Below are 21,427 nucleotides of genomic sequence, written 5' to 3'. Positions count from 1 at the left end.
AGTCGATAACACTCAAGTTCGGTGGGTGTGATGTCTAGCGGTTCCGGTAAGGACCACGCCCGCCCGGTGTGGTGCGGAGGCGGTCATGGCTCGCGCGGTGGGAATCGATTTGGGGACCACAAACTCGGTGGTGTGTGTACTCGAGGGTGGCGACCCGGTGGTGGTCGCCAACTCGGAGGGTTCACGCACGACACCGTCGGTCGTGGCCTTCGCGAAGAACGGTGAGGTGCTGGTCGGCCAGCCTGCCAAGAACCAGGCCGTCACCAACGTGGACCGGACGGTGCGGTCGGTAAAACGGGAGATCGGCACCGACTGGCATGTGGCAATCGACGACAAGAAATACAGCGCCCAGGAGATCAGCGCCCGAGTGCTGATGAAACTGAAGAGGGACGCGGAATCGTATCTGGGTGAGGACATCACGGACGCCGTGATCACCGTCCCCGCGTACTTCGAGGACGCCCAGCGTCAGGCCACCAAGGAAGCCGGCCAGATCGCCGGCCTCAACGTCCTGCGCATCGTCAACGAGCCCACCGCGGCCGCACTGGCCTACGGCCTCGACAAGGGCGACAAGGAACAGACCATCCTGGTCTTCGACCTCGGTGGCGGCACCTTCGACGTCTCGCTGCTCGAAATCGGCGAGGGCGTCGTCGAGGTCCGGGCCACGTCCGGCGACAACCACCTCGGTGGTGACGACTGGGACGAGCGCATCGTCACGTGGCTCGTCGACAAGTTCAAGGCTCAGAACGGCATCGATCTGACCAAGGACAAGATGGCCCTGCAGCGTCTCCGTGAGGCTGCCGAGAAGGCGAAGATCGAACTGAGCTCGTCGCAGAGCACGTCGATCAACCTGCCCTACATCACGGTCGATGCGGACAAGAATCCGCTGTTCCTCGACGAGCAACTCTCGCGCAGCGAGTTCGAGAAGATCACGTCCGATCTCCTCGATCGCACCCGGGCTCCGTTCCAATCGGTGATCAAGGACGCGAAGATCGCCGTCAAGGACATCGACCACGTCGTGCTCGTCGGTGGTTCCACCCGTATGCCCGCTGTGACGAATCTGGTGCGCGAGCTGACCGGCGGGAAGGAACCGAACAAGGGCGTCAACCCGGACGAGGTCGTCGCCGTCGGCGCCGCCCTGCAGGCCGGTGTCCTCAAGGGCGAGGTCAAGGACGTGCTGCTCCTCGACGTCACCCCGCTGTCCCTCGGCATCGAGACCAAGGGTGGCGTGATGACCAAGCTCATCGAGCGCAACACCACCATCCCGACCAAGCGGTCCGAGACCTTCACCACGGCTGACGACAACCAGCCCTCGGTGCAGATCCAGGTGTTCCAGGGTGAGCGCGAGATCGCCTCGCACAACAAGCTGCTCGGCTCGTTCGAGCTGGCGGGGATTCCGCCGGCACCGCGTGGCGTGCCACAGATCGAGGTCACCTTCGACATCGACGCCAACGGCATCGTGCATGTGACCGCGAAGGACAAGGGCACGGGCAAGGAGAACACGATCAAGATCCAGGAGGGCTCGGGCCTGTCCAAGGAGGAGATCGACCGGATGATCAAGGACGCCGAGGCACATGCCGCGGAGGACGCTCAACGCAGAGAGGAGGCGGAGGTCCGCAACCAGGCCGAGTCGCTGGTGTATCAGACCGAGAAGTTCATCAAGGACAACGAGGACAAGGTGCCCGCCGACGTAAAGGAAACGGTCGAGGCGTCGATCACGAACGCCCAAGAGAAGTTGAAAGGCAGCGACGTCGCGGCCATCAAGGAGGCCATCGAAAAACTGACCACCGACTCGCAAGCCCTGGGCCAGGCGATCTACGACGCACAGGCGAAGGACTCGGCCGCCACCGGCGGAGGGAACGGCGCCTCGGAAGGGGCCGGTGAAGTCTTCGACGCTGAGGTGGTGGACGAACCTGGACGGGAGGACACCCGATGACCAGTAGCGAGCGGCGCAACGGCGACAAGCCGCCGCGGGAACCGATCTCGATCACCGACAAACGCCGTGTCGATCCGGACACCGGCCAGGTACGCGAGCACACCCCGAGCGAGCCCGTCACCCCGACCCCACAACGGGAACCCGACCCGACCACGCCGGACGCCGAGATGCACCCTGGGTACCGGACCGATCGGGAGGCGGGCGAACACCCTGATCGAGTGGCGGAGTTGACCGCCGATCTGCAGCGGGTGCAGGCCGAGTACACCAACTACCGGCGCCGAATAGAACGCGACCGGCGCCTGGCTGTCGAGGCCGCGATGGCATCGGTGGCGGCGAAGTTTCTCGGGATCCTCGACGACCTCGACCGAGCCCGCGAGCACGGCGACCTCGAGCCCGGACCACTACGCGCGATCGCGGCCGAACTCGGTGCGATCCTGAGCGGCCTGGGGGTGGCCGCATTCGGTGAAGAGGGCGACCGCTTCGATCCCACCCTGCACGAAGCAGTCCAGCACGAAGGCGCCGGGGGAGATCCCGTCGTGGGCAGGGTGCTGCGACGCGGCTACACATTCGGTGACGGCAAGGTGCTGCGGACCGCGACAGTCACCGTGGTCGAGGGACCCGCTCCGCCAGGGGACGTCACAGGCACAACATCGGCCGAAGATTCCTGAGACGCCGCCCACCAGACCGACAACGCTGTTCTTGGCGCGAAGCTCATTTTCCAGCTACCGGCAGAGGGAAAGGAGGATTCTCGGTGACGCAGCGGGAATGGCTCGACCGCGACTTCTACGCCGCTCTGGGTGTCCCTTCAACGGCGTCGGCCGAGGAGATCAAGAAGGCATACCGCACATTGGCTCGGGAGCTGCACCCGGACGCAAACCCGCACAACACCCAGGTGGGGGAACGGTTCAAGGCCGTCAGTGAGGCGTACGCGGTGCTATCGGACCCTGCCAAACGCAAGGACTACGATCGCACGCGCCGGCTGTTCCGATCCGGGGCGTTCGCGAGGACGGGTTTTCCTCCTGAAGCTGGCACCACCGCCGCGCGCGCCGGGTCGGGCGGCTTCGACTTCGGTAACCTGTTCGGGAGCCGTTCACCCTTCACCGTGGGCGATCCTCTTGGCGGGGTTGGTGATGTGCTCGGAGACCTGTTCCGGCGCGCCGGAACCAGAGCGGAGTCGGCCCGGCCGAGGCGGGGCAGTGACGTCGAGACCGAGACCCGGCTGTCCTTCCGGGAGGCGGTCGCCGGGATGGTGTTGCCGCTGCGGGTGAGTGGGCCGATGGTGTGCACCAGCTGTCACGGCTCCGGCTCACGACCGGGAACCCGGCAACGCACCTGCCCACACTGCCACGGCGTCGGGACGCGCAACCGGAATCAGGGCGGCCTCGGGTTCGGCGAATCCTGCGACGATTGCCGGGGCACTGGATCGATCGTCGACAGCCCCTGCCCGGACTGCCAGGGCGCCGGGATCGGGGACCGCGCCCGCACCATCTCCGTCCATGTCCCGCCCGGAGTGAGCGACGGGCAACGCGTCCGGCTACCCGCGCAGGGTGAACCAGGTCTCGCCGGGGCACCGTCGGGGGACCTGTATGTCACCGTGCGGGTGGACCCGGACCCGGTGTTCGCCCGCAGCGGCGATGATCTCACCGTCACCGTTCCCGTGTCCTTCGCTGAACTTGCCTTGGGGACAGTGCTGTCCGTGCCCACCCTCGATGGCCAAGTCAGTGTGAAGATCCCGCCAGGCACCCAGTCCGAGAGAACGTTCCGGCTGCGCGGACGCGGGGTGACCCACCGCGGCGCAGCGGTCGGCGATCTGCTGGTAACCGTAGAGGTCGCGGTCCCGCCCGAACTTGACCACGAGGCCGCCGAGGCGCTGCGCGCGTACGCTCGGGCAGAGGAAACAAGCGGATTCGACCCCCGCGCCGGATGGGCCGGAAAAAGATAATGCCGAGAAAAGCGGTCGTGATCGCCTCGGGCAGTCCGGTCGGAGCCGTTCTTCGGGATAGGCTCGAGCATCTTTCGGATCGTGTGGGCGGTCGGGTCGAGTGCGAGTGGTTCGGTTTCCATCGGCACGGTGACGTGTGCGGTGGACAATTCTGCGGTGGGACAATGAAGTGTCGTCGCGACCACGCGCCCGTCGAGGAGGCGCATCCGCAGTGACATCACGAAACGAAGGTCGGCGCCTCGACCGCGTCCACGCGATCGACTGGAACCGGGTGCCCGATGCGACGGACGCCGCCGTGTGGGATCGGCTGACCCGCAACTTCTGGCTCCCGGAGAAAGTGCCGCTGTCCAACGATCTTCGTTCCTGGCAGACGTTGACCCCGACCGAGCGGCAGATGGCCGTCCGGGTGTTCACAGGGCTGACGCTGCTCGACACCACCCAGGCCACCGTGGGGGCCGTCGCCATGATCGCCGACGCGCTCACCCCGCACGAGCGGTCGGTGCTGACCAACATGGCCTTCATGGAGTCCGTGCACGCCAAGAGTTACAGTTCGATCTTCTCCACCCTGTGCTCGACACGGCAGATCGACGAGGCGTTCACCTGGTCGGAGGAGAACGCTCACCTGCAACGCAAGGCCCAGATCGTCCTCGACTACTACCGCGGCGACGACGCGCTCGCACGCAAGGCGGCCTCGGTGATGCTCGAATCGTTCCTGTTCTACTCGGGGTTCTACCTGCCTCTGTACTGGTCCTCACGGGGCAAGCTCACCAACACCGCCGACCTGATCCGACTGATCATCCGCGACGAGGCGGTGCACGGGTTCTACATTGGCTACAAGTGCCGGCGCGTGCTCGATCGGATGCCCGTCGGCCTGCGGGCCGCCCACCACAACTACACCCACGAACTGCTGCACGCCCTGTACGAAAACGAGGTCGGGTATGCGCGGGATCTGTACGACGAGGTCGGCTGGACCGAGGACGTGCTGCCGTTCATGCGGTTCAACGCGAACAGGGCGCTGGCGAACCTCGGCTACTACCCCGCATTCCGGGACGACGAGTGCCAGGTGAATCCCGCGATCCTCGCTGCCCTGGACCCCGGCGGCGGGGAGACGCACGAGTTCTTCTCCGGTGCCGGCAGCTCGTACGTGATTGGCAAGCACCAGCACACCGAGGACGCGGACTGGGACTTCTGACCCGTGCTTTTGCCTCGTCACGGTCGGAGATCGCTTGGGAGGGGAACAATTCCGAGGAGAAGAGGCTCGGCCGATCCGTGACGATGTCCGCGATTACGTGGTCGACTGTCTCGGTGGGGTGAAAAGAGGGCCTCGGCCGGCACTGCGGCGGGCCGCGATCACGACGAGTTCGAGACCGGAGTCGACTCCGTGCAGGTCGATTCGGAGCACGTCGTCGGGCGTGGTGTGGGGGACCCGGGCTGGGATGCCGTGAGGGGCTTGGGTTCATTGGCGGATTTTTTCCTTCAACTGCAGCGGCGGCGGAGCAGGCGCCGGTGGGCGTAACGTTCCACCGGCAATTCGGATCTCGACCACGGTGGGGAGCAACTGCGAGGCTGCTAACGTAGGCCTCCTCACTCGGGACCCAGGGGCGCTCCGTCATGAAGTACACCGTTTCGATCGAGATCGCCCTGCCGCGGGAGACAGCGGTACAGCTGCTCGCCGACCCGGCACACCTGCCGAAGTGGCTGCGGGGTCTCGTGCTGCACGAGCCGCTGAGTGGGGTGCACGGGCAGGTCGGTACCACATCGCGGGTCGTGATGCAGATGGGGAAGCAGAAGTTCGAGTGCACCGAGACCATCACCCGTCGGGAACCGGCAGACCTGCACGCGATCCCGAAAGGGAGCGTCGTTCACTTCGACCGCGAGATAGTCGGCGAGGGCATGTGGAGCGCCGTGCGCGACCGGCTGACCGAAGCCGGTCCGCAGATGACGTTCTGGGAGAGCGAGAGCGAATACCGGTTCAGCGGCGTGCTGATGCGGCTGGTGGGGCTCCTGATGCCCGGCGCCTTCCGCAAGCAGTCGCAACAGCACATGCAGGACTTCAAGGCGTTCGCCGAGCAGGGAAAGGACGTCCGCGAAGCGAAGGACTGATCTACGATCAGCCCTCGTCCCTCGGAAAGTGGGAGCAGCCGGAGGTGACGGCGGGCCGACCACTGTCGGGAACGTGCTCGGGGCGGCGTCGAGTACGGGGGTTCGAGTGCGGTCAGGCCGATACCGATGACCGTATGGGGTGGGCGAGGGTTCGGCGGATGAGGGCGGTGTCGGCGCCGGTGGCGAGCAGGATGGTCAGTAGCACCCGTGTCTTGAGCCCGTCGAGCAGCCCGGCTGGGACGAGGCCGCGGCGTTGCAGGTCGATCTCGCCGCCGACGCCGCCGTAGGTCGAGCGCAAGGCGGGTCCGGTGCCGGGCCGCCCGGCGTAGAGCATCGGGATGTGCCGGGCGATCTGTTCGAGCGGCTGCGCCCACGACGGGGGTGTGGAACCACCGCCGGCGGCTTCGATCACCAGGCCGCGGTAGCCGAGGTCGACGAGGTGAGGGAGCAGTCGTCCGTCGTCGCCGATCGCGGTGCGCAGCAGTGCAACCGGAGGGAAGGGCCCGTCGGGAATTCCCACGGGGCGCCGACGCGGTGGACGGGTGTGGACATACACGACGCCCTCGCTGATTTCACCGAGCGGGCCGCCGGCGCTGACGAAGGCGTCGACGTGGGTGGTGTGCCGTTTCTGGACCTGGGAAGGCCCGTGGATGCGGTCGTTCATGACGACGACGACCCCGACGTCGCTGGTGCCGGGGTCGGTGGCGACCCGCAGCGCGCTGACCAGGTTGGCGGGGCCGTCGGCGCCGGGCGCTCCGGGATGGCGCATGGCCCCGGTGACGACCAGCGGGGCCGGCGCCGACCACATCAGGTCGAGGGCGAACGCCACTTCCTCGAGGGTGTCGGTACCGGTGGTGACCACCACACCGTTCGCCCCGGCGGTGACCTCGGCGTCGGCATGGGTGACCACCGACCGCAGAAGGTCGAAATCTACTGCCGCGGAAGGGACCTGAGCGAGACTGTGTTCGGTGATCTCGACCCCTGGTAGTAGCCGCTCGATCACCGGGCGCAGGTTCGGGGACAGCTCGCCCGGGAGGAGTCCGGGACCCCCAGCGTGAGGAAAGGACGCGATCGTCCCTCCGAGGGTGCAGAGCGCAACGCGGTGGCGGGCGCTCACGCGCTACACCTTTCGGCTGCACCGGGGTGCGGGGGCGGCGTCAGGTCGAAAAGAGTGCCGAGGTGGGGGAGTTTCTTCGCGCGGGCGAGTTTCAGGGGGTCGCTGCCGTCGCGGACGCGGGCGCCGTCCTCGCCGAGCTCGGCAACGGTCCTCTGCGCCCACGCCAGGTCGGCGACGGCGGTGCGGAGCAGGTCGGGATCGGTGTCCGGGGTGGGTCCGTCGATGGGGGCGGCGATTCCGGCGAGACGGCTGTGGTGGGCCAGGACCGAGCGGGGGTGCGCGAGGGCGGGTTTGTTCGGTGCGGCGACGCCTTCTTCGAGGTCGAGGATCACCGCGGCCGCGTCGATCCGGATGGCCTGCCGGGTGGTGGTGTCAGTGGTGAGTGTGCTCATCGGATTCTTTCTGTACCTCTTCGGCGACCTCACCGAGGGCTTCGGTGCCGGTTTCCGGGGCCCACGCCCAGCAGATGAGGCCACCGATGGCCAGGACGATCACACACGCGATCAGTGCCACGTCGACGCTGTACTGGGCGACGATGATCGGGAGCAGGAAGGTGCTGGCGGCGGAGCCGATGCGGCTGGCGGCGACCGCGATGCCGACGCCGGAGGCGCGCAGGTCGGTGGGGAACAGTTCCGGTGGGTAGACGTATTCGAGGTTCACCGCGGCGGCCAGGACCAATGCGAACAGCGCGAAGATGACGACGGCGACGACGGGGCTGGTGTCGGCGAAGGCGACGAGGGCCGCGAGCAGGGCCGCGCCGAGGAAGAATGTGCCGATCAGGAATGTGCGGCGGGAGAGTCGGTCGATGAAGAGCAGGCCGAGGACGGCGCCGATGAGCAGGAAGGTGTTGTAGGCGGCCCCGGCGCCGAGTTTGCTGGTGACGCCCAGCGATTCCATCACCTGGGGGGAGAAGGTGCCCAGCGCGAAGAACGGAATGACTTGGCAGACGTAGAACAGGGCGCCGACGGCGGTGCGCTTGCGGAACTTCGGGGTGAACAGCACCCGGATGCCGCGGCGTTCGATCGTGGTGGTCTCCACCGGGGGTGGGAGGACGCCGGCGCCGAGGTGGGTGCGGACGACGGCGGCGGCTTCCGCGGTGCGGCCGTGCTGGGTCAGCCACAGCGGGGATTCGGGGACACCGAGCCGGAACCAGAAGATCAGCAGGGCGGGGAGGGCGCTGGCGGCGAGCATGTATCGCCAGGATTCGCCGTGGAGTTGGGTGAGGAGGTAGCCGACGAGGTAGGCGGCGACGTAGCCGGTGGCCCAGGCCACGGCGAGCAGGCTCATCAGCCGGCCGCGGAAACTGCGGGGGGCGTGTTCGGTGACGAGGGATTTGCTCACGACGTAGTCGGCGCCGAGGACCACCCCGATCAGCAGTCGTAGCACCAGGAGCTGCCAGGGCGATTCGATGAAGAACTGGATCGCGGACAGGACCGCGAAGAGGAGCATGTCCCATGCGAAGATGCCGCGGCGGCCGATCCGGTCGGCGATCGGGCCGGTGACGATCGCGCCGACGAACAGGCCGGCGAGGGTGGCGGCGCCGAGGAGACCGATCCACAGCGGGGTCAATCCGAGGGCGCCGGTGGAGGCGGTGATGACGATGCCGATGATGCCGAGGATGAACCCGTCGCTGAACTGTCCGCCGGTGCCGGCGATGGTGACCTTGATCTGGAACTTCGTCAGCGGGGCGTCTTCGTAGGCGACCGGTGCGGTGCGGTGGGCGAGGTTAGTCATGGCGGGCACCATTCGTGGCGGGGGCGGTCTGCGCCTGGTCGTGGTAGCGGGTGGTGGAGGTTTCGTAGCCGGTGGTGGCGGCGAGGGTGACCCAGGAGTCGAGGGCGCCGCGCAGGTTCTCTTCGCGGCGGGGTCCGTCCCAGGTGATCCCGTTGACGCAGCGGCGGGCGAACGAGGTTGCGGCGGAGGTGATGTCGGCGAGGATGGTGATGATCGAGTCGACGATCACCGGTTCCATGATGTTCAGTTCCAGCTCGCCGGCGGCGACGGCGCACTGCACGGTGTGGGCGGCGCCGCGGATCCGGTAGCTCAGCTGCATCACGTACTCCGGGATGGCCGGGTTGACCTTGGCCGGCATGATCGACGACCCCGCCTGCACGGCGGGGATGGTCAGGTCCCCGAAGCCACCCGCGGGACCCGAGGACAGCAGCCGGATGTCGGCGGCGATCTTCGCCATGGTGAGGCCGGCGCGGGCGCCGGCATCGGCGATGGCTGCGTACGGGTCGAGGTTGGCCAGGGCGTCGAACAGATCGGGGGCCGGTTGCAGGTCACGGCCGGTCACGGTCGCGAGTTCGCGGACCGCGATCGCGCGGTAGCCCTCCGGTGCGCCGAGCCCCGTCCCGACCGCGGTGGCCCCGAGCGCCACGGTGTGCATCTCCGCGACCGCGTCACCGAGGGCGCCGGCGGTGCGGCGGATCGCGGCGGCCTGGGCGCGGTGGGACTGGCCCGCGGTGAGGGTCACCGCATCGCGCACGCAGGTGCGACCCAGATGCGGGGTCTGATCGAACTCGGCGCCCTTCGCCTCCAGTGCGGTCGCCAGTTCGTAGAGCGCCTCGAGCGGCTCGTGCGCCAGATCCAGCATCGTCAAGGCCATCGCGGTCGGGTAGGTGTCGTTAGTCGACTGCGAGGCGTTGACGTGGTCGTTCGGGTGAACCGGCTCGCCGAGCAACTGGGAGGCTCGGGCCGCGACGACCTCGTTGACGTTCATGTTCGTGGTGGTGCCCCCGCCGCCGAGCAGCAGCGCCGACGGGAACTGGCCGGGGTGCGCGCCGTCCGCGATCTCCTCGCACGCGGCGACGATCGCGTCCCTCCTTCCTTCGTCGAGGACACCGACCTCGTGATTGGCGCGGGCCGCGGCCAGTTTCACCAGCGCATAGTTCCGCACGAACGTGGGCACATCACCGAAGGTACGACCGGGCCCGGGGAAGTTCCCGAGCGAGAGGGTTGTCTGCTGACCGTAGAGCCGGGTTTCCGGCTCGGTGGTGGTCTGTGCGATGACCATGAGGTGGACCTTTCGTGTGATGCGAACCACTGGGGAGTGGTGACAACTGTATGAATCGCATCCAGCGCGTCCAACCACCTGTGCTTGCACAGCAACACTTTTTTCGACCCACTGGGGGTTTGGCGCAAAATCGTGAAATAGTGTTGTTTCCACAGCAACGAAGGGCAGGTCTGATGTCGGAGTCGAGCGCGGAACGGGTAGCCGCGCTGCTGCGCGCGTTCGGGCGCGGCGGCAATGCCCACGGTGAACACTCCGTCAGCGACCTGGCTCGCGCGGTCGGCCGCGAGCGCAGCCAGGTCTCGCGCATGCTCAAGGCACTCGAACGCGGCGGGCTGGTCGAGCAGGTTCCCGACACCCGCCGCTACCGGCTCGGATGGTCGCTGCTGGTCCTGGCCACCGGCGTGGGCGACACCCCGCTGCTGCGGGCGGCGCGGCCGGTCCTGCAAACCCTCGTCTCCCGGGTCGGGGAGGTGGCGTTGCTGTCGGTGCAACAGGGCAACCGGTCCCTGACCGTGCTCCGGGAAGAGTCCCACCAGTCGCTGCGGGCCGGCGGGTGGGTCGGGCGCAGCTCCCCGATGCACTGCACTGCCTCCGGACGGGCACTGCTGTTCGACAGCGACGACGAACTCGTCGAGGCGCTCACCGCCGAGGACCTGCTGACTCCCATCTCGACGCTCGCCGCTCCGGCTGATCTGAACGAACTCCTCGAACGCCTGAAAAGTGAACGAGCGCAGGGATATTCCGTCGCCAGCGAAGAGGTCGAGATCGGATTGACGTCGGTCAGCACACCCGTTCGCGATCGCAACAACACGATCACCTCCGTCGTCAACATCTCCGGGCCCACCTCCCGGCTCATCACGCACATCGAGGACATCGGGAAACTACTCAAAGCGGGCAGCGCCACGATCCAGCGAACCCTGACCTCACCGGGCACCCCGAGTCTGTCGGCCCGGCGAGGCTGAGCACCAGCCGCGGTCCGGCCGGACGCATCCGCGCGATCGCCGCCGCACAGGTCCAGCGTGCGGCGGCGATCCCGACAGCATCGAAGAGCGGATCCGGTGCTCAGGCAGCGACGAGAGTCTTCTGTGGGTAGAGGAAGAGGTTCTCCGGGTCGATCGCGAGGTCCACTTCACCGCGGTGGTTCGGGGTGAGGCAGTTGGCGGCGATCTGGTCGCCGCCGATTGACAGTAGGTATTCGTAGCGGGCGCCGACGTACGACGAGGAGTCGACGTGGGCCCGGATGAGGTTCGTGCCCGGGGAAACCGCGTGTCCGGGGGTGGTGATCGTGACCCGCTCCGGTCGGACGGCGACGGTGACCGGGTCGCCGGCGCGGACGTCGAATGTTCCGGCGGCGTGCACGATCTGACCGGATCCGAGTTCGACATGGGTTTCGGTGGCGTCAGCCCGGACGACGCGGCCGTCGAGGAAGCTGCAACTTCCGACGAACGCGGCGACCTCGCGGGCGGCGGGCCGGTCGTAGATGTCGGTGGGTGCGGCGATCTGCACCATCCGGCCGGCCGCCATCACGGCGATCCGGTCGCTCATCGCCAGCGCTTCCTCCTGGTCGTGGGTGACGTAGATGGTGGCGATGCCGACCGACGCCTGCAGTCCCTTGAGCCACGCGCGGGCCTGCTCGCGCAATTTCGCGTCGAGGTTCGACAGGGGCTCGTCGAGGAGGAGGACGCGGGGCGAGTAGACCAGGGCCCGGGCGAGGGCAACCCGCTGCTGCTGGCCACCGGACATCTCGTGCGGGTAGCGGCCGCGCAGGTGCAGCAGGTCGACCTTGTCGAGTGCGTCGTCGATCAGGTCGTCGCGCCGGGCTTTGGGCACCTTGCGCAGTGACAGCGGCAGCGCGAGGTTGTCGGCGATGCTCATGTGCGGCCACAGCGCATACGACTGGAAGACCATGCCGAGGTTGCGGCCCTCGGGTGGAATGAAGGTGCCGTTGCGTCCGCTGAAGAACACGACGTCGTCGAGTTCGATGGAGCCGGTGTCGGGGCGGTCGAGTCCGGCGATGCACGAGAGGATGGTGGACTTACCGCACCCGCTGGGGCCGAGGAGGGTGAAGAACTCGCCGTCGTGGACGGTGAAGTTGATGTCGTGGAGAACCTGGGACCCGTTGAAGGTCTTGTTGACGTCGGTGACGGTGAGTTCAGGCATCGGAGTGGCCCTTCAGGAGTTTGGTGGCGACGGTGACGAAGAGGACGGTGATGGCGATCTGTACGGTGGCGAGTGCCGCGACGGATCCGGCGTTTCCTTCGGCCCACAACTGGAGTGCGGTGGTGCCGATGACGCTGGACTCGGAGTTCGCCAGGAAGACGGCGGGTGAGTATTCCTTGATCATCGTCACGAAGACGAGGATCAGGGCGCCGGCGAACGCGGGAACGATGAGTTTGCCCAGCACCCGGGTGAACGTCTTGAACCAGTCGGCGCCGCTGATGCGGGCCGCGTTGTCGAGTTCCTCGCCGATCTGCATCAGCAGCGGTGAGATGTTGCCGTAGGCGGTGGGCAGCGCCCGCATGCCGAACGCGATGACCAGGATCCAGATCGTGCCGGTCAGCAGGGTGGAGACGAAACCGGGGGAGAAGGCCAGCGCCCAGAAGAATCCGATACCGACGATCAGTCCGGGCATCGCCTGCGGGGCGAGGGCGAGGTACTCGACGAGCTTGCCGCCCTTCATGGTCGACCGGCGAGCGACGAGAACCGCGAGGGTGGCGAGCACGCCGACGACGACCGCACCGACGATCGCGATGATCACGCTGTTGACGATGGACATGTAGTAGGAGCGGTAGCTGAAGATCGGAACGTAGTTCGCGAAGGTGAGGGTCGAGAACGGCGACTTCAGCGGGGTCAGCACCAAGGTGAACGACCGGAACACCAGCGTCGCGATGGGCAGGAGCGCACCGAAGATCAGGTAGACGGCGATGAACGCGGCCGAGATCCACTTGATCCACCCGAGGTCGAACTGGCGGGGGCGGGTGGCCTTCCCGCGAACGGAGACGAACCGCTTGGAGTTCTTCAGCAGTTTCGCCTGCATCGCGACCATTCCGACGGTCACGACGAGGATCAGGACCGAGGCGGCACCGAGGACGCCGTAGTCGGGGTCGATGGCCTGCAGGCCGTTGGTGTAGAGGAACGTCGAGAAGACGGTGATGTCGGAGGGCTGCCCGTAGAGCAGTGGTACCGAGAGCGTTTCGAGTGACATGCTCACGATCAGCACCGAGCTGTAGACGATCGGCGGCCGCAGCATCGGAACGACGACCGACCGGAGGATGCGCACCGGTCCGGCGCCGCAGACCTGTGCCGCGGATTCGAGGGAGGCGTCCGCCTGGCGCAGCGCGCCGACGCAGAAGGTGAACGCGATCGGGGCCAGGGCGACGGCTTCGGTGAGCGCCATTCCGGGGATCGAATACAGGTTCCACGGAACGAACCCGAAGAACTCGCGGAACTGGACGCTGAAGAATCCGGCGGGCCCGTAGAGGATGATCCATCCGAAGCCGAGCAGCAGTGAGGAGATGTAGAAGGGCCAGCGCATCGATCCGGCGATGAAGTTGCCGAAAGGCAGTTTGGTGCGGGTGATCACGATGGCCATCGGGACGGCGAACAGCTGCGCCAGGATCGTGGTCAGTCCCGCGAACAGCACCGTGTTGACGATGACGTCGCCGAACCCGGCCTCGGTGAACAGGCGGCCGTAGTTGTCGAGGCTGAAGATGCCGCCGCTCTCGTAGAGCGGGCGGTCGATGAATGACTGGTAGAGGGTCGGCACGACCGGTGCGAGGACGAGGGCGGCGAGAATCAGCAGCACCGCGTACTGGATGAGCGTGTCTCGGCCGATGTTGCGGAACTTGCGGTAGCGCGGGCTTCCGAGCTCACCCGGGCGTAGCGGGACGAAGGATTCGGTGGGCCGCGTGTCGGGAGGTGTCGTCAGTGTCATGGTGTGAATTCGCTATCTCGGCTCAGCCGGCTTGCAACGAAGACCAACGGTTCGAGAACTGTTGGATTTCCTCGTCGGATGCTTTGGTGTACGGGATGAGGATCGTGTTCTTCTCGCCCACCGAGGCGATGACGTCGCGGTACGTGGGCACACCGCCGTCGACGCGCTCGACTCCGTCGCGGTACGCGGTCAGTCCGCCCTCGGCGACGGCGGCCTGGCCGTCCGCGGACAACACGAAGTCGGTGAACAGCTTTGCCGTCGCTGGGTGCGGGGCACCCTGCAACATCGACATTCCGCGGCGCAGCAGCGGCGTGCCATCCTCGGGGAAGACCGCCTTGATCAAACCGCCGGTACGCTGCTCCGCGGTCAAAGCCGGCGATCCCATGAAGAACCCGACGGAATACTCACCGGCAGTGACCTTTTCCACCTGCGATCCGGTGGAGGTCTCGTTCTTGCTGTAGGGCAGGATCTGCGCGAGGGCGTCCCAGGCCGCCGGATCGTTCTCGACGAACGCCCGGGTCACGGTGAATCCGAAGGCGCCCTTCGGGTTTCGGACGGTGACGGCACCGTCGAATCGATCCGGGTTGGCCGTCACCTTCTCGGCCAGATCGGCGATTCCGGTCGGCCGGTCCTGCTCGTCGAGTAGCGCGGTGTTGTAGATCATCGAGATCGGGTCCACCGACAGCGAATACACGGAGGGCAGGGCCTCGGCGAAGGCGGGCAGATGTTCCTTCTCCGGCGACTGGTACGGGGCCACCGTTCCGGGGCGTTCGACGAAGTCGGCCCAGGCGTCGGCGGCCCCGGTGACGATGACATCGGCCGACGTCTGCCCGATCGCTTGCTCGCTGAGCACCCGCTGGAAGACTTCGTCGCTGTCGAGGTTGGTGGCGTTGATGCGGTCCACCCACGGGTACTTCTTCTGGAATGCCTTGAAGATCGGCGCCCAACTCTGCTGGTCGGTGCTCGAGTAGATCGTGAGAGCGCCGCCTTCGTTCTTGGAGGCCTCGACGACGGACGATGCGTAATCGCTCGGGTAGTAATCGGGCAGCGCCACCTGGTAGTCGCTGTAGTCCCGTCCCACCCCGCACGCGGTGAGTGCGCCCGCGGTCACCGCCGCAACGGCAAGGGCGCCGAGTCCGCGGCGCACCTGCCTCCGCGAGGTCCACGGTGCGCTGCGCCGCAGGTCACCCTGCTGGTGTGTCATGTGATGGTCTCCTCGGATGAAGTCATCGTCTCCGCCGACGGCGGAGAGCGCCGATGCCGGTAGTTCGATTTGCCCGCCGTGTGGTGGGGAGCGGTGGGTGTGAGGTGGAACACTAGCGCCGGGTAAGGTGTTTTGCAATGCCTTAATACCAACACGGGTGGAGGGTGCACCCAGGTTTGCCGGGGTGTGCCTCCTTCGTGGATAAAATTGACCGACTCCGAGAGGCGGCAGGACGTGACGATGACCGCAACACCCTTGGTGAACCAGATCGCCGTGCAGATCGTCGAGTACATCCGGGCGAACGGGCACGAACCCGGCACCCGGTTGGTCGAACGCCGATTGGCCGACGACCTACGCGTCTCGCGGTCTCCGATACGGGGTGCGCTGCGACTTCTCGAGCAGGACGGGGTGGTCGGACCGGCCGAACGAGGCGGGTTCGTCGTCCTCAAGTCCGGTGATGCGCTGTCGGCACCGGTCGTCGCCGATTCGGGCCACCGCGAGGAGGTCTACCTGCGGGTCGCCGAGGACCGGCTCAACAATGAGCTGCCCGACAAGATCACCGAGAACGAACTCGCCCGCCGCTACGACCTCACTCGCTCCGAACTGGCCGAACTGCTGCGCCGAATGACCAAGGAGGGCTGGATCGACCGTCTCCCCGGCTACGGCTGGGAGTTCCTGCCGATGCTGACCTCACTGAAGATGTACGAGGACAGCTACCACTTCAGGCTGGTCATCGAGCCGGCCGCCATCCTGGAAACCACCTTCGAACTCGACCGGGCCGCGCTCGAGGCGTCACGCGACGCCCAGCAACGGCTCGTCGACGGCGATATCTGGACGGTCTCGAACGCCGAACTGTTCGACCTGAACTCCCATCACCACGAGGTCATCATCGGCTGCAGCCACAACGCCTACTTCGTGGACGCGCTGCAACGCATCGACAAGGCGCGCCGGCTCATCGAATACCGGAAGTCGCTGCAGCGCGAGAAGGCGATCATCCGCTGCCGCGAGCACGTGCAGATCGCCAACCTGCTGCTCGACGGCGACAACGCCCGTGCGAGTTCGCTGATGTACCGCCACCTCGCCACCGTCAGCGTGGAGAAGACCGCGCACTGACCGGCCCTCCGGGGTCTGTGGTCGCTCTTCCCTTCGCGCATTCCTGCATGTCAGACGCCTGCGTTCAGCCATGTCGGAAAAGGTGGTATTAAGTAGTTGTGAAAAACCAACAGAAGCCTTAGTGTGGTGGAGCACACCGAAGAGTTCTGGTGTCGCGACTCACCGAAGAGGACCAGCAAATGTCAGGCAGCACGAACATCCCCGCCGATGCGCCCGCGATCTGCGACTCCCACGTCCATGTGCTCGATCCCGAGCGCTTCCCGTATGCGGGCGAACGGACGTACACACCGGCGCCGGCGACGGTCACCGACCTCGAAACCTTCATGCAGAAGACCGGGGTCGGGCGTGTGGTGCTCGTGCAGCCGAGCGTCTACGGCACCGACAATGCGGCGCTCGTCGACGGCCTCGGCAAGTTGGGCCCGGGCGTCGGCCGCGGTGTCGCGGTCATCGACACCGCCCGCACTTCCGATGCCGAACTCGGATCTCTGCGCGACCACGGCGTGCGCGGCCTGCGCGTGAACGTCGCCGTCCACGGCGACGACGGCAGTGCCCTCGCCGCCTGCATCGACCGGGCAGCCCCGTTCGGGCTGGCCGTCGAGATCTACGCGGGCATGCCGTTTGTCCTCGCCCACCGCGGCATCATCGAATCCTCGCCGGTGCCAGTGGTTCTCGACCATTACGCCGGTGTCGACCCCGCCGCCGGAAGTGCCGCGCCCGGGCTCTTCGAATTGACCGAGATTCTCCGCACCGGGCACGTGTGGTTGAAGATGTCCGCGCCGTACCGGCTGCCGAACCGACCCGCCTCCGGCGATGTGGAAGCCCTGTCCCGCCACCTCGTCCGGGCGAACGTCGATCGCCTGTTGTGGGCATCGGACTGGCCGCACACCGGACGCCTCCCCAATGGGGTCGCCCGGACACCGGACGCGATCGATCCGTTCCACGATGTCGACGACGTGTCCGTGCTGGCCGCGGTCCGCCGCGCCGCCGGATCCGACGAGAACGCGTACCGCATCCTCGTCGACAACCCCGCGGCACTGTTCGGATTCTGATCTCTTTCCCCTGAAACCACGGGCATCGCTGCCCCGTCAAAGGATCGACATGGCAACACATACGAAGGCACCGCGAGGCACCGGCCCGCAGGAACTGTCCGGGCACCCCTGGCGCGCCCGGTGGTGGGCCCTGATGGACCGCGACATCGGGATCATCCCGATCCCGATCTACATCCTGCTGGTCGGGCTGCTGATCGGGTTCACCGCGATGGACGTCGTCAAGAGCGACATCACGATGGTGATCGCCGTGATGGCCGTTTTCGCGTTCACCCTCGGCGAGATCGGCAAACGCGCCCCGGTCATCCGCAACATCGGCGGCGCCGCGGTCGTGGTCACGTTCGTGCCGTCCTACCTGAACTACAAGGGGTGGATCCCCGCGTCGAACGTCGACATCGTCAGCGACTTCTTCAAATCCACGAACATCCTGTACCTGTTCATCGCCGGGGTGATCGTCGGCAGCATCCTGAGCATGGACCGTACCGTCCTCATCAAGGGGTTCGTGAAGATCTTCGTCCCACTCGCGGCGGGGTCGGTCGTCGCCGGAATCGTCGGCACCGCAGTCGGTTCCCTCGTCGGGATCGGCTTTCGTGACACCCTCTACTTCATCGTCGCTCCCATCATGGCCGGCGGCGTCGGTGAGGGGGCGGTCCCGCTGACCCTCGGCTACGCCCAGGTCGGTTTCGGTGAGCAGGGTGAACTGCTGGCCAAGGTGATGCCCGCCATCCTCGTCGGCAACCTCACCGCCATCATCCTGTCCGGTCTGCTCAGCTACCTCGGCAAGAAGCGTCCGCACCTGACCGGTTTCGGCCGTCTGCAGCCCGGCGTCAACGACGACCTCCTCGAGGCCGAGGACACCAGGGACCAGTCCAACCTGTTCAGCGTCCAGAACATCTCCGCCGCCATGATCGTGGCCGTCACCCTGTACCTGGCCGGGCAGATGGCGCACGAGGTGCTCGGTCTGCCGGGCCCGGTGACGATGCTGTTCCTCGCGGTGCTGCTCAAGCTCGCGCACGGCGTCACCCCGCGCATCCAAGCCGGCTCGAAGATCGTCTACACGTTCTTCCTCACCGCCATGGCGTTCCCGATGCTCTTCGCCTTCGGACTCGTCCTGACGCCGTGGGAGAAGCTGATCGAGGGCTTCGCGCCCCGCAACCTGATTACCATCGTCGCGACGGTCACCGCCCTGGTCGTCACCGGATTCTTCACCTCCAAGCTGGTGCGCATCCACCCGGTCGAGGGCGCCATCATCACCTCCACCCACTCCGGTATGGGTGGCGCCGGTGACATCGCCATCCTGACCGCCAGCGATCGCATGCGGCTGATGCCGTTCGCGCAGATCGCCACTCGCATCGGCGGCGGTATCACCGTCGCCGGAATCCTCGCCCTCGCCGCCGTGTGGGGCATGTAAGTAACACCCTCTCCACCACTCCCACCGAAAAAGGACATTCCCATGAGCACCAAGATCCTCGTTCTGCCCGGCGACGGCATCGGCCCCGAAATCACCCCCCGCACCCTGCAGGTTCTCGAGGCCGCCGACCGCGCCCTCGGTTTGGATCTGCAATTCGAGATCCACGACATCGGACTGAAGAGCCTGGCGGAGAAGGGCACCACCCTCACCGACGCCACCATGGCCCGCATCCCCGAGGTCGACGGCGTCATCCTCGGGCCGGTCTCCCACTACGACTACCCGCCGCGGTCGGAAGGCGGCATCAACCCGTCCGCCGAACTGCGCACCAAGTTCGAGCTGTTCGCCAACGTCCGCCCGTGCCGCTCCCGCGAGGGGCTGAGCATCCTGCGCGAGCAGATGGACCTGGTCATCGTCCGGGAGAACACCGAAGGCTTCTACTCCGACCGCAACATGTTCGCCGGCACAGGCGAATTCATGCCCGACGAAGACACCGCGCTCTCGATCCGCAAGATCACCACCAACGCCTGCGAGCGGGTTGCCCGCGCCGCGTTCGAACTCGCGAAGGGCCGCCGCAAGAAGGTCACCGCCGTCCACAAGGCGAACGTCGTCAAACTCTCGGACGGGCTGTTCCTGCGTGAGGTCCGCAAGGTCGCCGCCGAATACCCCGAGATCGAACTCGAGGAACTGATCGTCGACGCCACCGCCGCGCTGCTCATCCGCAAGCCCTCCCGGTTCGACGTCATCGTCACCACCAACATGTTCGGTGACATCCTCAGCGACGAGGCCTCCGAACTGACCGGCAGCCTCGGCCTCGGCGGTGCGATCAACGCCGGCAACGACATCTGCGTCGCCCAGGCCCAGCACGGGTCGGCACCCGACATCGCCGGTCAGGGCGTCGCCAACCCGACGTCGCTGATCATCTCCGCCGCGATGCTGCTCGACTGGATCGGACAGCGTAAGAACGACCCCGCAATGATCGAAGGCGGACAGCTCGTCATGCGCGCGATCGACCGTGTGCTCGACAACCCCGACACCCGCACCCGCGACATCGGCGGCTCCCTCGGCACGGACGAGTTCACCGCCGCGGTCCTGTCCGCGATGAACGAACTCCGCTGACCCCAGTTCCCACTTTCCGCGGACGCCCGCAAGAGGACCCCATGACTGCATCGATCACCACCGTCAACCCCGCCACCGGCGAACCACTCGAGACCTATCCGACCATGTCGGACAGCAACATCGACGAGGTTCTCGACACCGCCGCTGCCGCGCAGGAGAAGTGGGCGCAGCTCGACTTCGCCGCCCGCGGACAGATCCTGCGATCGGCCGCCGCCGAACTGCGCAACCGCCAGGACTCCCTGGCGCTGCTCGTGACCCGGGAGATGGGCAAACCGCTCGTCGAGTCCCGCGCCGAGGTCGAAAAGTGCGCGGTCGGGCTCGAGTACTACGCGGACAACGCGGCAGCGTTCTTGGCCGACGAAACGTATGCTACCTCCGCCGACGACAGCTGGGTCTCCTACGAGCCCGTCGGGATCGTGCTGGCGATCATGCCGTGGAACTTCCCGCTCTGGCAGGTGTTCCGGTTCGCCGCGCCCGCACTGATGGCCGGAAACGCCGCCCTGCTCAAACACTCACCGAACACCACCGGCTCGGCAATCGAGAGCGAGAAGATTCTGCTCGCCGCCGGCCTGCCCGAGGGACTGTTCACCGCCCTGCTCATCGCCGAACCGGATGTGCCGGCCACCACCGAGCGTCTCATCGCCGACCCGCGAATCGGTGCGGTGACGATCACCGGCAGTGAACGCGCCGGCAGCGCCGTCGGCTCCATCGCCGGCCGGGAGATCAAGAAGTCGGTCCTCGAACTCGGCGGCTCCGACCCGTTCGTCGTCCTCGCCGACGCCGACCTTCCGAAGGTCGCCGCCCTCGCCGCGCGGGGACGTTTCCTCAACAACGGGCAGAGCTGCATCTCTCCCAAGCGGTTCATCGTCGACGCCGCCGTCGCCGAAGAATTCACGCGGCTGCTTCTCGAGAACGTCGGCCGACTGCAGGTCGGTGACCCGGAGGCCGACGGCACCGACGTTGGACCGATGGCCCGCAGGGATCTGATGGACGGCATCGACCGGCAGGTGCAAGCGGCGGTGCAGCAGGGCGCCACGCTGCTGCACGGCGGTCACCCCCTCGACGACACCGCCGGATTCTTCTACGCCCCCACCGTGCTCGCCGACGTCCACAAGGGAATGTCGGTCTACGAGGAGGAAACGTTCGGACCCGTCGCCACCGTCATCACCGTCGACGGACCGGACGAGGCCGTCGCCGTCGCCAACGACACCCGCTTCGGGCTCGGCGCCAGCGTCTGGGGCACCGACCTCGACGCTGCCGTCGCGGTCGGCAAACGCATCGAATCCGGAGCGTGCTTCATCAACTCCGTGGTCGCCTCCGACGCCCGGATGCCATTCGGGGGAAGCAAACGCTCCGGCTACGGCCGCGAACTCGCCTCCGCCGGCATCCGTGAATTCGTCAACGTCCGCACCTGGTGGGCGATGAAGGAACCCGGTTCTCAGGCGCCCGTCTCCGAGTAATCACCTCCCGTACGACACGAAGGATCACTTCC

Annotated in this window: 18 protein-coding genes; 11 read left to right on the top strand and 7 right to left on the bottom strand. The window is 66.7% G+C overall.

Annotated features, from left to right (window positions below; genetic code table 11):
- The first annotated feature begins 85 nt into the window (after positions 1 to 85).
- The 5 genes from dnaK (at position 86) to P3H15_RS33190 (ending at position 5,978) form a co-directional block, all read left to right on the top strand.
- Complete coding sequence (gene dnaK / locus P3H15_RS33210; protein WP_276141123.1) at positions 86 to 1,933, top strand: molecular chaperone DnaK; 1,848 nt, start codon at positions 86 to 88, stop codon at positions 1,931 to 1,933.
- The gene (gene grpE, locus P3H15_RS33205) at positions 1,930 to 2,601 is read left to right on the top strand and encodes a nucleotide exchange factor GrpE (RefSeq protein ID WP_276141122.1); all 672 of its coding nucleotides are present in this window, start codon (positions 1,930 to 1,932) and stop codon (positions 2,599 to 2,601) included. Before dnaK ends, grpE begins: the two co-directional genes overlap by 4 nt.
- Before the next feature lie 83 nt (positions 2,602 to 2,684).
- Positions 2,685 to 3,875, top strand: coding sequence for a molecular chaperone DnaJ (gene dnaJ / locus P3H15_RS33200; protein ID WP_276141121.1), 1,191 nt, complete (start codon positions 2,685 to 2,687; stop codon positions 3,873 to 3,875).
- Between the two features lie 211 nt (positions 3,876 to 4,086).
- On the top strand, positions 4,087 to 5,067 hold the full coding sequence (nrdF, locus tag P3H15_RS33195; protein WP_276141120.1) for a class 1b ribonucleoside-diphosphate reductase subunit beta: 981 nt from the start codon (positions 4,087 to 4,089) through the stop codon (positions 5,065 to 5,067).
- Between the two features lie 419 nt (positions 5,068 to 5,486).
- Complete coding sequence (locus P3H15_RS33190; protein WP_276141119.1) at positions 5,487 to 5,978, top strand: SRPBCC family protein; 492 nt, start codon at positions 5,487 to 5,489, stop codon at positions 5,976 to 5,978.
- 112 nt (positions 5,979 to 6,090) lie between these two features.
- On the opposite strand, the gene P3H15_RS33185 is transcribed toward P3H15_RS33190, so the two are convergent.
- The 4 genes from P3H15_RS33185 to P3H15_RS33170 are packed head-to-tail and all read right to left on the bottom strand — an operon-like array spanning position 6,091 to position 10,111.
- Entirely contained in the window at positions 6,091 to 7,095 is a 1,005-nt protein-coding gene (locus P3H15_RS33185) for an asparaginase (RefSeq protein WP_276141118.1), read from the bottom strand.
- Positions 7,092 to 7,487 (bottom strand): hypothetical protein, encoded by a 396-nt coding sequence (locus tag P3H15_RS33180; RefSeq protein WP_276141117.1) that lies wholly within the window; start codon positions 7,485 to 7,487, stop codon positions 7,092 to 7,094. Before P3H15_RS33180 ends, P3H15_RS33185 begins: the two co-directional genes overlap by 4 nt.
- Complete coding sequence (locus P3H15_RS33175) at positions 7,468 to 8,829, bottom strand: MFS transporter (protein ID WP_276141116.1); 1,362 nt, start codon at positions 8,827 to 8,829, stop codon at positions 7,468 to 7,470. The genes P3H15_RS33180 and P3H15_RS33175 overlap by 20 nt, the downstream gene beginning before the upstream one ends.
- Positions 8,822 to 10,111 (bottom strand): lyase family protein, encoded by a 1,290-nt coding sequence (locus tag P3H15_RS33170; protein WP_276141115.1) that lies wholly within the window; start codon positions 10,109 to 10,111, stop codon positions 8,822 to 8,824. Before P3H15_RS33170 ends, P3H15_RS33175 begins: the two co-directional genes overlap by 8 nt.
- Before the next feature lie 173 nt (positions 10,112 to 10,284).
- Here P3H15_RS33170 and P3H15_RS33165 point away from each other — a divergent pair, with 173 nt between their 5' ends.
- Entirely contained in the window at positions 10,285 to 11,073 is a 789-nt protein-coding gene (locus tag P3H15_RS33165) for an IclR family transcriptional regulator (protein ID WP_276141114.1), read from the top strand.
- A 100-nt stretch (positions 11,074 to 11,173) separates the two neighbouring features.
- Here the strand turns inward: P3H15_RS33165 and P3H15_RS33160 are convergent, their stop codons facing one another.
- From P3H15_RS33160 to P3H15_RS33150, 3 genes are read right to left on the bottom strand one after another with little or no spacing between them, the layout of a single operon-like run.
- Complete coding sequence (locus P3H15_RS33160; RefSeq protein WP_276141113.1) at positions 11,174 to 12,271, bottom strand: ABC transporter ATP-binding protein; 1,098 nt, start codon at positions 12,269 to 12,271, stop codon at positions 11,174 to 11,176.
- Complete coding sequence (locus P3H15_RS33155; RefSeq protein ID WP_276141112.1) at positions 12,264 to 14,045, bottom strand: iron ABC transporter permease; 1,782 nt, start codon at positions 14,043 to 14,045, stop codon at positions 12,264 to 12,266. The genes P3H15_RS33160 and P3H15_RS33155 overlap by 8 nt, the downstream gene beginning before the upstream one ends.
- Positions 14,046 to 14,067: 22 nt before the next feature.
- On the bottom strand, positions 14,068 to 15,249 hold the full coding sequence (locus P3H15_RS33150; RefSeq protein ID WP_276141111.1) for an ABC transporter substrate-binding protein: 1,182 nt from the start codon (positions 15,247 to 15,249) through the stop codon (positions 14,068 to 14,070).
- 240 nt (positions 15,250 to 15,489) lie between these two features.
- On the opposite strand from P3H15_RS33150, the gene P3H15_RS33145 reads away from it, so the two are divergent.
- The 5 genes from P3H15_RS33145 (at position 15,490) to P3H15_RS33125 (ending at position 21,395) form a co-directional block, all read left to right on the top strand.
- Positions 15,490 to 16,362, top strand: a complete 873-nt coding sequence (locus P3H15_RS33145) for a GntR family transcriptional regulator (protein ID WP_276141110.1) — start codon at positions 15,490 to 15,492, stop codon at positions 16,360 to 16,362.
- Positions 16,363 to 16,541: 179 nt separating this feature from the next.
- A complete protein-coding gene (locus P3H15_RS33140; RefSeq protein ID WP_276141109.1) occupies positions 16,542 to 17,411 on the top strand; it encodes an amidohydrolase in 870 nt (289 codons plus the stop codon).
- Between the two features lie 49 nt (positions 17,412 to 17,460).
- A complete protein-coding gene (locus tag P3H15_RS33135) occupies positions 17,461 to 18,819 on the top strand; it encodes a 2-hydroxycarboxylate transporter family protein (protein WP_276141108.1) in 1,359 nt (452 codons plus the stop codon).
- A 42-nt stretch (positions 18,820 to 18,861) separates the two neighbouring features.
- A complete protein-coding gene (locus tag P3H15_RS33130; protein WP_276141107.1) occupies positions 18,862 to 19,935 on the top strand; it encodes an isocitrate/isopropylmalate dehydrogenase family protein in 1,074 nt (357 codons plus the stop codon).
- A 41-nt stretch (positions 19,936 to 19,976) separates the two neighbouring features.
- Complete coding sequence (locus tag P3H15_RS33125; RefSeq protein ID WP_276141106.1) at positions 19,977 to 21,395, top strand: NAD-dependent succinate-semialdehyde dehydrogenase; 1,419 nt, start codon at positions 19,977 to 19,979, stop codon at positions 21,393 to 21,395.
- The last annotated feature ends 32 nt before the right edge of the window (positions 21,396 to 21,427 follow it).

Source organism: Rhodococcus sp. T2V, from assembly GCF_029269925.1.
GTDB classification, from domain to species: domain Bacteria; phylum Actinomycetota; class Actinomycetes; order Mycobacteriales; family Mycobacteriaceae; genus Rhodococcus_F; species Rhodococcus_F koreensis.
The sequence above is the reverse complement of the archived record's forward strand: the minus strand, read 5'-3'. Positions and strand labels throughout refer to the sequence as shown.

Excerpts from the sequence above, each read along its gene's own strand:
- P3H15_RS33145 (WP_276141110.1), top strand. The coding sequence starts at position 15,490 with ATGACCGCAACACCCTTGGTGAACCAGATCGCCGTGCAGATCGTCGAG.
- P3H15_RS33170 (WP_276141115.1), bottom strand. The coding sequence starts at position 10,111 with ATGGTCATCGCACAGACCACCACCGAGCCGGAAACCCGGCTCTACGGT.
- P3H15_RS33160 (WP_276141113.1), bottom strand. The coding sequence starts at position 12,271 with ATGCCTGAACTCACCGTCACCGACGTCAACAAGACCTTCAACGGGTCC.
- P3H15_RS33180 (WP_276141117.1), bottom strand. The coding sequence starts at position 7,487 with ATGAGCACACTCACCACTGACACCACCACCCGGCAGGCCATCCGGATC.
- P3H15_RS33150 (WP_276141111.1), bottom strand. The coding sequence starts at position 15,249 with ATGACACACCAGCAGGGTGACCTGCGGCGCAGCGCACCGTGGACCTCG.
- P3H15_RS33155 (WP_276141112.1), bottom strand. The coding sequence starts at position 14,045 with ATGACACTGACGACACCTCCCGACACGCGGCCCACCGAATCCTTCGTC.
- P3H15_RS33190 (WP_276141119.1), top strand. The coding sequence starts at position 5,487 with ATGAAGTACACCGTTTCGATCGAGATCGCCCTGCCGCGGGAGACAGCG.
- P3H15_RS33165 (WP_276141114.1), top strand. The coding sequence starts at position 10,285 with ATGTCGGAGTCGAGCGCGGAACGGGTAGCCGCGCTGCTGCGCGCGTTC.
- P3H15_RS33175 (WP_276141116.1), bottom strand. The coding sequence starts at position 8,829 with ATGACTAACCTCGCCCACCGCACCGCACCGGTCGCCTACGAAGACGCC.
- P3H15_RS33130 (WP_276141107.1), top strand. The coding sequence starts at position 18,862 with ATGAGCACCAAGATCCTCGTTCTGCCCGGCGACGGCATCGGCCCCGAA.
- P3H15_RS33135 (WP_276141108.1), top strand. The coding sequence starts at position 17,461 with ATGGCAACACATACGAAGGCACCGCGAGGCACCGGCCCGCAGGAACTG.
- P3H15_RS33125 (WP_276141106.1), top strand. The coding sequence starts at position 19,977 with ATGACTGCATCGATCACCACCGTCAACCCCGCCACCGGCGAACCACTC.
- P3H15_RS33140 (WP_276141109.1), top strand. The coding sequence starts at position 16,542 with ATGTCAGGCAGCACGAACATCCCCGCCGATGCGCCCGCGATCTGCGAC.
- grpE (WP_276141122.1), top strand. The coding sequence starts at position 1,930 with ATGACCAGTAGCGAGCGGCGCAACGGCGACAAGCCGCCGCGGGAACCG.
- dnaK (WP_276141123.1), top strand. The coding sequence starts at position 86 with ATGGCTCGCGCGGTGGGAATCGATTTGGGGACCACAAACTCGGTGGTG.